Source organism: Enterobacter sp. 50588862 (assembly GCF_001462935.1).
GTDB lineage: Bacteria > Pseudomonadota > Gammaproteobacteria > Enterobacterales > Enterobacteriaceae > Enterobacter > Enterobacter bugandensis.
Genome location: NZ_LNHM01000028.1, coordinates 760336 through 772806, shown reverse-complemented (window position 1 = coordinate 772806; position 12471 = coordinate 760336). Strand labels below are relative to the sequence as shown.

13 protein-coding genes are annotated in these 12471 nt (G+C 58.8%); 2 read left to right on the top strand and 11 right to left on the bottom strand.

What is annotated here, in order from left to right:
* Positions 1-4: 4 nt before the first annotated feature.
* Positions 5-379 carry a hypothetical protein gene (locus APT89_RS16605; protein WP_227008534.1) on the top strand — a complete coding sequence of 125 codons (375 nt, stop codon included), beginning with the start codon at positions 5-7 and terminating at the stop codon, positions 377-379.
* Positions 380-666: 287 nt separating this feature from the next.
* Here APT89_RS16605 and asd read toward each other — a convergent pair whose 3' ends face one another.
* Positions 667-1785 (bottom strand): aspartate-semialdehyde dehydrogenase, encoded by a 1119-nt coding sequence (gene asd, locus APT89_RS16600; protein WP_060573009.1) that lies wholly within the window; start codon positions 1783-1785, stop codon positions 667-669.
* A 231-nt stretch (positions 1786-2016) separates the two neighbouring features.
* Complete coding sequence (locus APT89_RS16595) at positions 2017-2496, bottom strand: glutathione peroxidase (RefSeq protein ID WP_060573007.1); 480 nt, start codon at positions 2494-2496, stop codon at positions 2017-2019.
* 136 nt (positions 2497-2632) lie between these two features.
* Between APT89_RS16595 and APT89_RS16590 the strand changes: the two genes are divergently transcribed.
* On the top strand, positions 2633-3904 hold the full coding sequence (locus tag APT89_RS16590) for a serine hydrolase domain-containing protein (RefSeq protein ID WP_060573004.1): 1272 nt from the start codon (positions 2633-2635) through the stop codon (positions 3902-3904).
* Here APT89_RS16590 and paaY read toward each other — a convergent pair.
* The 9 genes from paaY to paaE form a co-directional block, all read right to left on the bottom strand.
* Entirely contained in the window at positions 3813-4409 is a 597-nt protein-coding gene (gene paaY, locus APT89_RS16585; RefSeq protein ID WP_045630362.1) for a phenylacetic acid degradation protein PaaY, read from the bottom strand. The genes APT89_RS16590 and paaY overlap by 92 nt on opposite strands.
* Before the next feature lie 9 nt (positions 4410-4418).
* Positions 4419-5354 (bottom strand): phenylacetic acid degradation operon negative regulatory protein PaaX, encoded by a 936-nt coding sequence (paaX, locus tag APT89_RS16580; RefSeq protein WP_060573002.1) that lies wholly within the window; start codon positions 5352-5354, stop codon positions 4419-4421.
* A gap of 102 nt (positions 5355-5456) precedes the next feature.
* On the bottom strand, positions 5457-6773 hold the full coding sequence (gene paaK, locus APT89_RS16575; protein WP_047365282.1) for a phenylacetate--CoA ligase PaaK: 1317 nt from the start codon (positions 6771-6773) through the stop codon (positions 5457-5459).
* A 27-nt stretch (positions 6774-6800) separates the two neighbouring features.
* Positions 6801-8006 carry a 3-oxoadipyl-CoA thiolase gene (gene pcaF, locus APT89_RS16570; protein WP_045630361.1) on the bottom strand — a complete coding sequence of 402 codons (1206 nt, stop codon included), beginning with the start codon at positions 8004-8006 and terminating at the stop codon, positions 6801-6803.
* Positions 8006-8428, bottom strand: coding sequence for a hydroxyphenylacetyl-CoA thioesterase PaaI (gene paaI, locus APT89_RS16565; protein ID WP_028013034.1), 423 nt, complete (start codon positions 8426-8428; stop codon positions 8006-8008). The genes pcaF and paaI overlap by 1 nt, the downstream gene beginning before the upstream one ends.
* Positions 8418-9842, bottom strand: coding sequence for a 3-hydroxyacyl-CoA dehydrogenase PaaH (gene paaH, locus APT89_RS16560; RefSeq protein WP_041910181.1), 1425 nt, complete (start codon positions 9840-9842; stop codon positions 8418-8420). The genes paaI and paaH overlap by 11 nt, the downstream gene beginning before the upstream one ends.
* A gap of 1 nt (position 9843) precedes the next feature.
* Complete coding sequence (gene paaG / locus APT89_RS16555; RefSeq protein WP_041910183.1) at positions 9844-10632, bottom strand: 2-(1,2-epoxy-1,2-dihydrophenyl)acetyl-CoA isomerase PaaG; 789 nt, start codon at positions 10630-10632, stop codon at positions 9844-9846.
* Positions 10632-11399 (bottom strand): 2,3-dehydroadipyl-CoA hydratase PaaF, encoded by a 768-nt coding sequence (gene paaF / locus APT89_RS16550; RefSeq protein WP_041910185.1) that lies wholly within the window; start codon positions 11397-11399, stop codon positions 10632-10634. The genes paaG and paaF overlap by 1 nt, the downstream gene beginning before the upstream one ends.
* Positions 11396-12466 (bottom strand): 1,2-phenylacetyl-CoA epoxidase subunit PaaE, encoded by a 1071-nt coding sequence (paaE, locus tag APT89_RS16545; protein ID WP_041910187.1) that lies wholly within the window; start codon positions 12464-12466, stop codon positions 11396-11398. The genes paaF and paaE overlap by 4 nt, the downstream gene beginning before the upstream one ends.
* Positions 12467-12471: the final 5 nt, after the last annotated feature.

The window sequence follows — 12471 nt, the reverse complement described above, 5'->3', positions numbered from 1 at the left end:
CTGTATGGCGGCGTTTAACAGCCAGGTTAATCAGAACCGCCTTAATGCCAAAGTCACGCTCTATCTGTACCGGGAAAAAGGCAGTATTCAGATCAGCGGCGACTATATTTCACCTGCAGGTCAACAGACACCGGTAAAACTGGTTTCCGGTATTGCCTATCAGATCACAGGTGAGGATTATCATGTTCGTTTTACCGGCAACAAAACCTCATACCAGTCAGAGGACATCCATGAAGCATTCAGTCACCTGCTCCCTTTTTCCGTCACCAGTGAAAATGTGGATTATGTCTATCAATTCCGGGAGCAAAGCGACGGGAGTTATCTGATCCGACAGCATGGCATTCCCCTGCTGCTGTGTAAAAACATACCACGTCGGTAATGCGATAAGCCCCGAACCGTGAGGTCTTCTGGAACCGTCGTCCTGATACTGAAACAGATTAGTCTTTCCCCGGACCATAATTAAATTTAGTTCCTATCCCAATAGCGTAAAATTGTCCGCCAGCATATAAAACCATTTCCATCTGATTTACGACAGGGATCTGAACAACCTAATAGCTACTTTAGTTGGCTGTCAGGTCCGCTACGTACTGTAACGGACGTCGACTTACATTCTTTCACCCAAACAGCCGTAATTATTCAGGAACAAGTTAGAATAAAAATGGTGACTCAGATTTTACCAAGCAGAATATTCAGCATGCGGCGCAAGGGTTCCGCTGCTCCCCACAATAGCTGATCGCCCACCGTCAGAACCGAATATATAGGGTCATTGTTTAGCGACATTTTCTTGTAACGGCCAATACCAACCTGCAGCGAACCGCTGATATGAGCCGGGGTTAGCTTGCTGACACTTTCATCCTTATTATTAGGCACATAGTTAACCCAGGGATGGGAATGCGTGACTAACGCTGCGAATTCTTCTTCGCTGACTTCACGCTTGAGCTTCAGTGTAATTGCAGCACTGTGGCACCGGATCACGCCGACACGTATACACAAACCATTTACCGGGATCGTACCAGGAGCAAGACCAAGTATTTTGTTCGTTTCTGCTTCACCTTTCCACTCTTCCCGGCTATTCCCGTCACCTAAATCGCTATCAATCCAGGGTATGATACTCCCCATGAGAGGTGCGCCGAAATTCTGGATAGGCATACCAGCACTGTTAATAAGCTCACTGACTTTATTGACTAAAGGAAGGACAGATCCTGATGACGCCAGTTCATCGGAGGACAAATGCTTACTGATATAAGCGCTTTGAGCGATCAACTCCCTGACATATTGCGCCCCTGCACCTGACGCAGACTGATAGGTCATCACGCTCATCCATTCGATCAAGTCAGCCTCGATCAGGCCAGCCAGCCCCATAAGACTCAGCGTAATGGAACAGTTGCCACCGACAAAGAGTTTAATTCCATCCTGGACTGCACGATCAATATTGGCACGATTGACGGGATCAAGAATAATACAGGCTCTCTCATCCATCCGTAACGCTGAGGCCGCGTCAATCCAGTAGCCTTTCCAGCCATGTTCAATCAAAGCAGGATAGATTGCTTTAGTATAATCACCACCCTGACAGGTTATGATAATATCCATTTCGGCCAGAGCACTTATGGAATGAGCATCTTTGAGCGTGTAGCTGACGCCACCAATAACAGGGCCGGTGGCACCTGTACTTGAAGTACTGTAAAAATGCGCTGAAATACCGTCGAAGTCGTTCTCTTCCACCATTCTTTGCAACAAAACAGAACCTACCATTCCTCGCCAACCAACAATGCCAACCTGCTTCATTTGCTTAACCTTATGACGTTATGAGAATGTTAATTTATTTTCGAAACACGTTATATCTCATCTTAAATTGCAGGTCATCACGAACGGCATCAGATTCATTTATTATTAAAATGTTTCATACGGCATCAGCGATTTTGATACGCAGAAAAGAAACAAAAGCCACAGCCCTCTGATATTAAAGAAAATGATAGGGTACAGGCATCTCGCAGTTGTCCACTCCTGGCGGTGAGTTCAACCGAGGGCGGCAACAATCGCCCCCTCCATTTTCTCTGGCGTGGTCATCGGTGCAAACCGCTTGAGTGGTTTACCGTCGCGTCCAATCAGGAACTTCGTAAAGTTCCACTTGATCCGCCCACCGAGCACGCCAGGCAATTCGTCTTTCAGGTAACGAAACATCGGATGTGCTGCGGCGCCATTTACCTCGACTTTCTCGAACATCGGGAAACTCACGCCGTAGTTAATGTGACAGGTTTTCGAGATTTCATCGGCGTCGCCGGGTTCCTGCTTACCGAACTGGTTGCAGGGGAAGCCAAGCACCACTAATCCTTGTTCGGCGTATTTCTTATATAACGCTTCAAGGCCAGCGAACTGTGGTGTGAAACCACACTGGCTGGCGGTATTAACGACCAAAACCACCTTCCCCGCATAGTCGGCCATTGAGATAAGACTGCCATCCAGGCGGGTGGCGGTAAGCTGATGAAAGCGTGTCATGCTGAGATCCTCAAAGCAGGCCGAAAAGCTGCTATGACCACCCACGCGGCGGCCTCCGTACAGAAAGTTTACATTCAAACAGGCTAAGTGTGATACATTCCCGCCGCGCCAATGACCACCACACTCGCTATCAGGTATGCAGAACATCACAAAAAAAATTCGCTGGCTTCTGCTTGCTATCCCATTCCTCAGCGGTTGTGGCACGCTCTCGCAAATGTCCTCCCCGGAAGGTACCCAGGAACTCCTCACCCATGAATCGCTGGATGGCGACGTTGACAGCGTGGTGCGTCACTACATGGCGCAAAAGTCCGTTCCAGGAATGACGGTCGCGGTGATCCATAATCACGGCTCGCCTCAGTTTTACACCTGGGGCGTTACCGATGCGGTCAACCGCTACCCGGTCAGGCCCGATACCCTGTTTGCGCTCGGCTCGCTCAGCAAAGGGATCACGGCGGAAGTGGTGGCCTGTCTGGTGAGTGAGGGGCAACTGAACTGGAACGACAGTCTGGCGACATTGCTACCGCCGGGAACGCCGCTAAGTAAGGATGCACAAAAAATCACCCTGCTGGAGCTGGTAACCCACACCTCCGGCCTTCCGCGCCAAAATATGGATGTTCCGATGCTCGGAAAATTCATCCGCTACTTAGGCACGGGTGATAATTTCTACGGTGAACTGGACAGCGATAACGTGCTGCGTTATCTGGCGAACTGGCGCGCGCCGAGAGATAAAACGCCGCAATACTCCAATACCGGCTACGCCCTGATTGGCTATATCCTGAAGCACAAAACCGGCGAAGATATACAAAGTTTAGCCTCGCGCTATATTTTCCGTCCGCTGCATATGGCTAACAGCAGCTTTACGCCCCAGAAGCTCAAAGGATACCCCCAGCGGGCGCTCGGCCACGCGGGCGATCAGCCAAAATTCATCCCGCGCGGGCAGCTTACGCCAGACTGGCATTTTTCCAACAACATGGTGGCGGCAGCAAGCCTGTACAGTAACGCCGAAGATCTGGCGGCCTATGCCCGCTATCACGTCTCTACGACCCACAATCCCTTGCTGGACAGCGTCTTTGACGAAGTCAGAAATACCGATATTCAACGCCCCGACGGGGTGCAGGGCATTGCCTGGACCACCGACTTTATCGGTCTGGAAAAAATCACCTATCAGGTCGGCTATATCGGCGGCTACTCCAGCTTCATCGGCTATGACAAAGAGAAAGGCAATGCGGTGGTGGTGCTGCAAAATATCTTTAACTGGAGCAACTATATTGGCATCGCGCTACTGATGGATATGGCGAAAAAAGACGGCCTTACCGCTACATCGCCGACTTCGGCCTTAAGTTCTCGTCAAACGCCAGCCGTTTCCGGTCAGGCTCAGCCTCGCGCAGCGGCTCAACCTGGTGCATAGTTAGCTTGCAGCGCTCCACCAGCACCTGATACTCCCGCGTGCCCTGCCGCTTCCACGCCATCTCCTGCTCGCTCAGCTCGCGAATCGCTTTGGCCGGGCTGCCAATAATCAAGTGGTTGGCAGGCATCTCCGCTTTCGCCTTCACGAACGCCGCCGCGCCGACGATGCTGTTTTCACCAATCACTGCCCCGTCCATCACCACCGCGTTCATACCCACCAGCGCGTTGCGGCGGATGATGCAGCCGTGCAGGATGGCGCTGTGGCCGATATGTCCGTCCTCCTCCACCACCGTGTCCTGCTCCGGGAAACCGTGCATCACGCAGTTATCCTGAATGTTCGCGCCATCTTTCACCACGATACGGCCAAAATCACCGCGCAGGCTGGCATTCGGACCAACATAAACGCCTTTACCCAGAATTACGTCGCCAATCAGCACCGCCGTTGGGTGAACATAGCTCTCGTCAGGTACCACCGGCGTCAGACCGTCAATTTGATAAACTGGCATCTTCACTCCTTATGCGCTTGTAAGACCACCAAAGCGTTGATAGTAGAGCGTGCCGGGCACGGGCAGTTCGCCCACGGAGGTTTCGCCCTTCTCGCTGACAAACGCCAGCGCCCCCGGCGCGACACGCTGATAGATATTAATGCAGAGCTGTCGGGCGCTTTGCCCCGCCCAGTGCGCGGGCAGTAACTCCTCCGGCAACAGTGGGTCTTTCAGCACTACGCGGCGATAAAAGTGAATCAGCAGCAGCTGGATCTGGAAGCAGCGCTCCGGCGTCAGCTCCTCCGGCGCGGCCTCCTTCAGCAGCGGCAGCAGCGGGCGGAACGAGTTGATAAACGACTCGTACATCGCGTTTTGCTCGGTTAACTGCCAGCACTCTTCCACCCGCGAACGCAGCGCGGCGCGGGAGAGCGCCAGCGGCGAGTGGGCTTCGAAGAAGATCACGTTTTCCGCCACGCCGGCATCGTGAAGCAGGGACTGCACGTCCGCCAGATGCTGGGACGGCGAGGCCATCAGGCTCGGTGCCAGTGTGCCAAATCCTTGCCAGATGAGCTGTTTTTTCACATCCGCGAGCGTAGTTTTATCCAGCCCGTCGGAGAGCAGCAGCAGCCATTTTCCGTCCCAGGCGGGCAGCTCTGCGCGATAAATCTTATTCTCCGCGCGACGCGTCAGCCGCAGCCCCTTATCGCTCAGGCGGTAAAAGCTGCGCCGCCCGATGCGGGAGACGTCCAGCCAGCCCTCTTTGTTGAGGCGAAACAGCGCGGTGCGCACGAAGCGCTCGCCAAATCCCATGCCTTCCAGTAAGGCGGCCAGGCTGCCGAGCCAAATCTCGCCGCCGCGGTGGGAAAGCGCGTCACCGTATAACGAGGAGATAAGCGACGTTCCGCTGACGGGAACCGAGCTGACCGCGTGCTGGATAAAGGCGTCGAGTTTATTCATGTGATTCATTCTGTTGTTATTTTTGTCCTGGATGAATCATAGCATAGGATTCTGAGATAGCCCCTCACCCTAACCCTCTCCCACAGGGAGAGGGCCGGAGTGAGGGGAAACTTAGCCGTTGGCCGCAACTTTACGCAGATCAAACACCCGGCAGGCTTTCCCCTCCGAGCGCGGAATGCTGCCGCAGTTCACAATCATCACGTCGGTGGAAATCCCGACCATCGACTTTATGCGGTGGCGCAGCTGGTGGCATACCTGGCAACGCTGCTCGTGCGTCAGCGTTAAGCTGCTCTCTTTCAGCTCCACCTTCACGGAAAGTGAATCAAGATGCCCACGACGATTCACCTCCAGCTGATAGTGCGGAGAAAGGTGTTCGAACTTCACGATCTCCTCTTCCAGCTGCGACGGGAAAACGTTGACGCCGCGGATGATCAGCATATCGTCGCTGCGGCCGCTGATCCGGTCCATACGGCGCATACTGCGCGCGGTTGCCGGCAGCAGACGCGTCAGATCGCGGGTGCGGTAGCGGATCACCGGCAGCGCCTCTTTGGTCAGCGTGGTGAACAGCAGTTCGCCCTGCTGGCCGTCATCCAGCGGCGTGCCGTCGTTCGGGTTGACGATCTCCGGGTAGAAATGATCTTCCCAGATGGTTGGGCCGTCGGCGGTTTCGATACACTCCATCGCCACGCCCGGCCCCATCACTTCGGAGAGGCCATAAATATCCAGCGCCGTAATGCCTAAGCGTTTTTCGATTTCGCGACGCATGGCCTGCGTCCACGGCTCCGCGCCGAAAACGCCAACGCGCAGTGAGCAGGTGCTGGCGTCGCCGCCCATCTGGCGCTCCAGCTCCTCGATCAGGTTGAGGCAGTAGGACGGCGTCACCATGATCATGTCCGGCTGGAAATCACGGATCAGCTGCGCCTGTTTCTCTGTCTGGCCGCCAGACATCGGGATCACCGTCGCCCCCAAACGCTCGGCACCGTAGTGCGCGCCCAGCCCGCCGGTAAACAGGCCATAGCCATAGGCCACGTGAATTTTGTCCTTCGCGCTGCCGCCCGCCGCGCGCAGGGAGCGGGCCACCAGGTTGGCCCAGTTGTCGATGTCACCCTGCGTGTAGCCGACAACGGTCGGTTTGCCGGTGGTGCCGGATGACGCGTGAATGCGCACCACCTGCTCCATCGGCACGGCAAAGGTATCAAACGGGTAGTTATCCCGCAGGTCCTGCTTGGTGGTGCACGGGAACTTACGGATATCCGCCAGCTCGTTGAAATCGTCAGGGTGAACGCCCGCGGCGTCAAACTTGCGTTTGTACATCGGCACGTTGTTATAGGCGTGGTGCAGCGTCCATTTCAGACGCGCGGTCTGCAGCGCCTGCAGTTCGTCAAGGGAGGCCGTTTCAATCGGATCAAGCTTTGTTGTATTTGTCATCGCAGGGTACTCACATTGTTTTTATGCTCAAACACGCTCAAGGATCATGGCAATGCCCTGACCCACACCGATGCACATCGTACACAGCGCGTAGCGCCCGCCGCGTCGGTGCAGTTCGTTACTCGCGGCCAGCGCCAGTCTGGCGCCGCTCATCCCCAGCGGGTGACCAATCGCTATCGCGCCACCGTTCGGGTTGACGTGCGCGGCATCATCCGGCAATCCCAGCTGACGCAGCACGCCCAGCGCCTGCGCGGCAAAAGCTTCGTTAAGCTCGATCACGTCCATATCGTTAATACTGAGTCCGGCGCGCTCCAGCACCTTACGGGTAGCGGGTACCGGGCCGAGCCCCATCAGACGGGGCTCCACGCCTGCCGTCGCCATCGCCACGATCCGCGTGCGCGGGACTAACCCCTGCGCCAGCGCCATCTTCTCGCTGGCGACGATCAGCGCCGCAGCGCCGTCGTTGACGCCGGAGGCATTCCCCGCCGTAACCACCCCGTTCCTGCGGAACGGCGTTTTTAGCCCGGCAAGCTGCTCAAGCGTGGTGTCCGCGCGGGGATGTTCATCCTCGCTGAACTCGTTGACCGCCCCTTTTTTCCCCGGCACCCGCACCGACACAATCTCCTGCGCCAGAATGCCGTTCTGCTGCGCCTGCGCGGTACGCTGCTGGCTGCGCAGCGCGAACGCGTCCTGATCGGCACGGCTGACATTTAACAATTCAGCTACATTCTCTGCCGTTTCCGGCATGCTGTCAGTTCCGAATTGCTGATGCATGAGCGGATTCACAAATCGCCAGCCGATGGTGGTATCAAAGATCTCCGCCTGTCGCTGGAACGCGGCGGTGGCTTTGCCCATCACAAACGGCGCGCGGGACATGGACTCCACGCCGCCCGCAATCAGCAGGTCGCCGTCGCCCGCCTTAATGGCGCGTGCGGCAATACCAATCGCGTCCAGCCCCGACCCGCACAGGCGGTTAATGGTGGTTCCGGACACCGTCTGCGGCAGCCCGGCCAGCAGCGACGACATACGCGCCACGTTGCGGTTATCTTCACCCGCCTGGTTCGCGCAGCCGAAGATCACGTCGTCAATCCGCTCCAGATCAAGCTGCGGATAGCGGGCCAGCAGCGCGCGGAGCGGCACGGCGCCGAGATCGTCAGTCCGAACGGCGGAAAGCGCCCCGCCGTAGCGCCCAACCGGGGTTCGAACGCCATCACAAATAAATGCGTCACGCATCAGGCCTCTCCTGTCACATTGCCGCCGATGCGGTGAGATTTTCCGCGAAAAAGGGCGACAGTTTTCTGTTGCTGGTTCTGAATTTCAATGTCGTACACGCCGGTCAGCCTGCCCTGATGCTTCACCCGCGCGGTGGCGGTGAGCGTGTCCCCGGCAAAGCCCGGACGCAGAAAATCAATCGAACAGCCGGAGGCCACCGCCGCCAGCCCCTGACTGTTGCAGGCGTAGGCAAAGGCGGTGTCTGCCAGCGAAAACAGCTGTCCGCCGTGGCAGGTTTGGTGGCCGTTGAGCATCTGCGGGGTGATGGTCATGGACACCACCGCGTAGCCGTCGTCCATATCGACAATGTCCATCCCCATCGCCTGCGCGCAGGCGTCCCGTTCGTACATGGCGCGGGCGTTGTGCCAGGCGTTATGACTCATAGCTACTCTCCAGAAGCGCGCGCTGGCGCAGCAGGGAACAGGGGCGATAGCGTTCTTCGCCATAATGACGCTGCAGGTTCTCCAGCAGCGTCAGCAGGCGCTGCCAGCCCAGACGCTCGCCCCAGGCGATCGGCCCGCTCGGGTAGTTGACGCCCAGGCGCATGGCGGTATCGATGTCCTTCTCGCTGGCGACCCCTTTTTGCAAAGCATCCAGCGCTTCGTTGGCAATCATCGCCACCGTGCGCCAGACCAGCAGGCCGGGATAATCGGCAATCTGCACCACCCGAAGCCCCTGCTGCTGCAGGTAGCGGATGGCCTTTTGCGTCGCCGTATGCGGGTTGCTGGCGGCTGCGGCGATGACCGCGACGTCGCGCTCGATGCGGTCCACCACCACCACCGGGCCGTTAAGCCGCAGCGCCAGGGCCTGCGCGGTTTCGCCCTGCGTTTCGATCAGGTACATATCATCAATTTCTGTGACACTGTCACGTCTTCTTTCCACGCGCATCGGGCTGTAGCTGTCGTTTACTGTATCAGCCCAGCGCACCCCGGGCCTGTCGCCCTGCCAGTCATAAACGCCCTTCCCGCTTTTTTTGCCCAGCCTGCCTGCCAGCACCAGCTCCTGCTGCACCAGCGAGGGCAGAAAACGACGCTCCTGCCAGAAGGCGTTAAATACCGAGCAGGTCACCGCGAAGTTCACGTCCTGACCAATCATGTCGGTCAGCTCCAGCGGACCCATCGGGAAGCCGCCGCCTTCGCGCAGGGCGGCGTCAATCACCTCCGGCGCAGCCACCTGCTCTTCCAGCGCGCGCCAGGCCTCGGAATAGAACGGACGCGCGACGCGGTTGACGATGAACCCCGGCGTCGACTGGCAGCGCACGGGCTGCTTGCCCCAGTTCAGCGCCAGCTCGCACAGCGCGTCGGCCACTTCCGGGGAGGTCGCCAGCCCGCTGACCACCTCCACCAGCTTCATGACCGGCGCCGGGTTGAAGAAATGCATCCCGGCGACGCGCTCAGGATGGTGGATGTCCGCAGCAATCGCCGTGACGGAGATCGAAGAGGTATTGCTGGTCAGCACCGTCTGCGGCGGGCAGATTTCCGCCAGCTGCGAAAACAGCGCCTTTTTAACCTCCAGCCGTTCCGAGGCCGCTTCAATCACCAGTTCGGCCGCGGAGAGCGCGTCGATATCCGTGACGGGAAGCAGCCGGGCGAGGATCTGGCTCCCGGCATCGGCGGAGAGTTTTCCGCGCGTCACCCGGGAGGCCAGACGCTGGCGGATCCCCTCGATAGCGCGGGATATCGCATCGCTGGAAATATCGTAGAGCAGCACCTGATGCCCGTGGCTGGCCGCCACTTCTGCAATCCCCGCGCCCATCGTGCCGCTGCCAATCACGGCGACAGTCCGTATGTTGAGCATCTTATTTCCCCGTAAAGTTAGGCGCGCGCTTCGCGAGGAAAGCGCTGACGCCCTCGCGGTAGTCGTCGCTGCGACCGGCCAGACGCTGATAGTCGCGCTCCAGGTCAAGCTGCGCGTCGAGGGTGTTGGTTTCCGCAGCATTGATCGCCTGCTTGATCAGGCCCAGGCCGAAGGTCGGCTGCGAGGCAAAGTGCAGCGCCATTTGCTGCGCCGTGGCGGAGAGCTGGTCGTCGTCCACCACCTGCCAGATCATCCCCCACGCCTGCGCCTGCTCGGCGCTGAGTTTGTCCCCGAGCAGCGCCAGCCCCATGGCGCGGGCGCGTCCGGCCACGCGCGGCAGCAGCCACGTGCCGCCGCAGTCCGGCACCAGGCCGAGCTTGCTGAAGGCCATCACGAAGTTGGCCGACCGGGCGGCAATCACCATGTCACAGCCGAGCGCCAGCGTAGCTCCCGCGCCAGCCGCCACCCCGTTAACCGCGCAGATGACCGGCTTCGGCAGCTTTGCCAGGCGGCGCACCAGCGGGTTGTAGAAGGTTTCCACGGACATCCCCAGATCCGGCGCCGGGCCGTTGGGGTCGACGTTACGGTCGTTCAGATCCTGACCGGCGCAGAACCCGCGTCCTGCCCCGGTGATCAGCAGGCAGCGGATGGCGTCATCGCGCTCGGCCTGCTTCAGGCACTCGGCAAGCTGCTGGTGCATCACGTCGTTAAAGCTGTTCAGACGCTCCGGACGGTTCAGCGTAATGGTCATTACGCCCTGTTCTACGTGACTGAGAATAAATTCCACAATTAGCGTCCTTTAAAGTCGGGGGTGCGTTTTTGTAAGAAGGCGTCGATACCTTCCCGGCGGTCTTCGGTGGCGGAAAGCAGCGTAAACAGCTGGCGCTCCTGCGCGAGCCCGGCCTGCAACGGCACCTCCTGCGACTGCCGCAGCGCCTGCTTCGCCGCCTGCAGCGCCAGCGGAGAGTGGCGCGCCATCAACGCCGCCTGCTTCAGGGCGTACTCTAGTGTCAGAGACGCCGGGAAGAGATCGCTCACCAGCCCGGCGCTCAGCGCCTGCTCTGCGGTAATACTCTCGCCGGTCAGCACCATTTTGCTGGCCAGGGATTTACCGACGCTGCGGATAAGACGCTGGGTGCCGCCCGCGCCGGGCATGATGCCCAGCGTGATTTCCGGCAGGCCGAAACGGGCGTTATCGCCAGCAATGATCACGTCGCACAGCAGCGCCAGCTCGCAGCCTGCGCCCAGCGCGAAGCCGTTCACGGCGGCAATCAGCGGTTTGTTAAACGCGTTAATGCGCGCCCACAGCTGCGGGCGGATATCGTTCAGGGTGGCGGGCAGGTCTTTCTCCGCCATTTCGTTGAGATCGGCCCCGGCGGCAAAGCAGCGCTCGCTGCCGTAAATCACGCAGACGGCGATGTCGGCATCCACGGCGGCAGCCTCAAGCTGTTCCGCAAGCTGCGCCAGCAGCGCATTGTTAAGGGCGTTGCGCGCCGCCGGACGGTTCAGCGTCAGCTGCAGCACGCGGCCATGACGGGTAACAATCAGTTCGCTCATGCCATCCCCTTCGCGTCAAAGTCGACAATCACGTCGGCGGTTAACGGCAGCGACTGACAGCTCAGTACGTACCCGGCGGCCAGCTCGTCCGGCTCCAGGCTGTAGTTGGTTGCCATGTCCACCTTGCCGCGCAGCACTTTGCATTTGCAGGTGGCGCACACGCCCCCCTTGCAGGCATACGGCAGATCCGCTCCCTGACGCAGGGCAGCATCAAGAATGCTTTCGTCGTCCGCCGTCAGGGTGATTTCACGGTCGCGCCCGTCCTGGCGCACGGTCACTTTTTGACCTTCCGCCTGCACGTGCACCGCGCGCTTAACGGTGATTCCGGAGGTGTTGAAGCGCTCAAGGTGAATGGATTTTTCCGGCATCCCCAGCGCTTTCAGCGTCGCTTCGGCGTCGTCCATCATCGCCGACGGGCCGCAGATAAATGCCTCGTCGTACTGGCAGAAGTTGATCAGGGTTTTCGCCAGCGCCTGCAGCTTTTCCCCGTCGATGCGGCCATAGAGCAGGTCGCTGTCCAGCCGCTCCTGGCTGAAGATGGAGACCAGCTGCAGCCGCTGCGGGTATTTGTCCTTCAGGTCCGCCAGCGCCTGGCGGAACATCATGCTCTGGCTGCTGCGGTTGCCGTAGATCAGAGTGAAATGGCTGTTGGATTCGGTCGAAAGCGTGGCGGAGATAATCGCCAGCATCGGGGTGATCCCGGAGCCTGCGGCAATTGCCAGGTAGTGGCCTTCACGTTCAGGCTGCGGCTGGTAGCCAAACTGCCCTTGAGGAACCATCACCTCCAGCGCCATGCCCGCTTTGATCTCATCCCGGGCATAGCGGGAGAAGCGCCCACCGTCGATGGCTTTGACCGCCACGCTGATCTCACCCGGCGCGGTGCTGCGGCAGATGGAGTAGCAGCGGCGCAGTTCGTCTTCGCCCAGCGTCGTTTTCAGGGTCAGGTGCTGGCCGGGGCGGAAGCGGTAGGCCTCCTGCAACGCCTGCGGCACCGCGAAGGTGATGGTTACCGCGTCGCGGGTTTCGGGTTCCACTTTTGCCACTGTTAATGAATGAAACGTTGTCATGGCAG

Excerpts from the sequence above, each read along its gene's own strand:
- paaI (WP_028013034.1), bottom strand. The coding sequence starts at position 8,428 with ATGAGTCATAACGCCTGGCACAACGCCCGCGCCATGTACGAACGGGAC.
- pcaF (WP_045630361.1), bottom strand. The coding sequence starts at position 8,006 with ATGCGTGACGCATTTATTTGTGATGGCGTTCGAACCCCGGTTGGGCGC.
- paaY (WP_045630362.1), bottom strand. The coding sequence starts at position 4,409 with ATGCCAGTTTATCAAATTGACGGTCTGACGCCGGTGGTACCTGACGAG.
- asd (WP_060573009.1), bottom strand. The coding sequence starts at position 1,785 with ATGAAGCAGGTTGGCATTGTTGGTTGGCGAGGAATGGTAGGTTCTGTT.
- APT89_RS16595 (WP_060573007.1), bottom strand. The coding sequence starts at position 2,496 with ATGACACGCTTTCATCAGCTTACCGCCACCCGCCTGGATGGCAGTCTT.
- APT89_RS16605 (WP_227008534.1), top strand. The coding sequence starts at position 5 with ATGGCGGCGTTTAACAGCCAGGTTAATCAGAACCGCCTTAATGCCAAA.
- paaX (WP_060573002.1), bottom strand. The coding sequence starts at position 5,354 with ATGAATCACATGAATAAACTCGACGCCTTTATCCAGCACGCGGTCAGC.
- paaK (WP_047365282.1), bottom strand. The coding sequence starts at position 6,773 with ATGACAAATACAACAAAGCTTGATCCGATTGAAACGGCCTCCCTTGAC.
- paaH (WP_041910181.1), bottom strand. The coding sequence starts at position 9,842 with ATGCTCAACATACGGACTGTCGCCGTGATTGGCAGCGGCACGATGGGC.
- paaE (WP_041910187.1), bottom strand. The coding sequence starts at position 12,466 with ATGACAACGTTTCATTCATTAACAGTGGCAAAAGTGGAACCCGAAACC.
- APT89_RS16590 (WP_060573004.1), top strand. The coding sequence starts at position 2,633 with ATGCAGAACATCACAAAAAAAATTCGCTGGCTTCTGCTTGCTATCCCA.
- paaF (WP_041910185.1), bottom strand. The coding sequence starts at position 11,399 with ATGAGCGAACTGATTGTTACCCGTCATGGCCGCGTGCTGCAGCTGACG.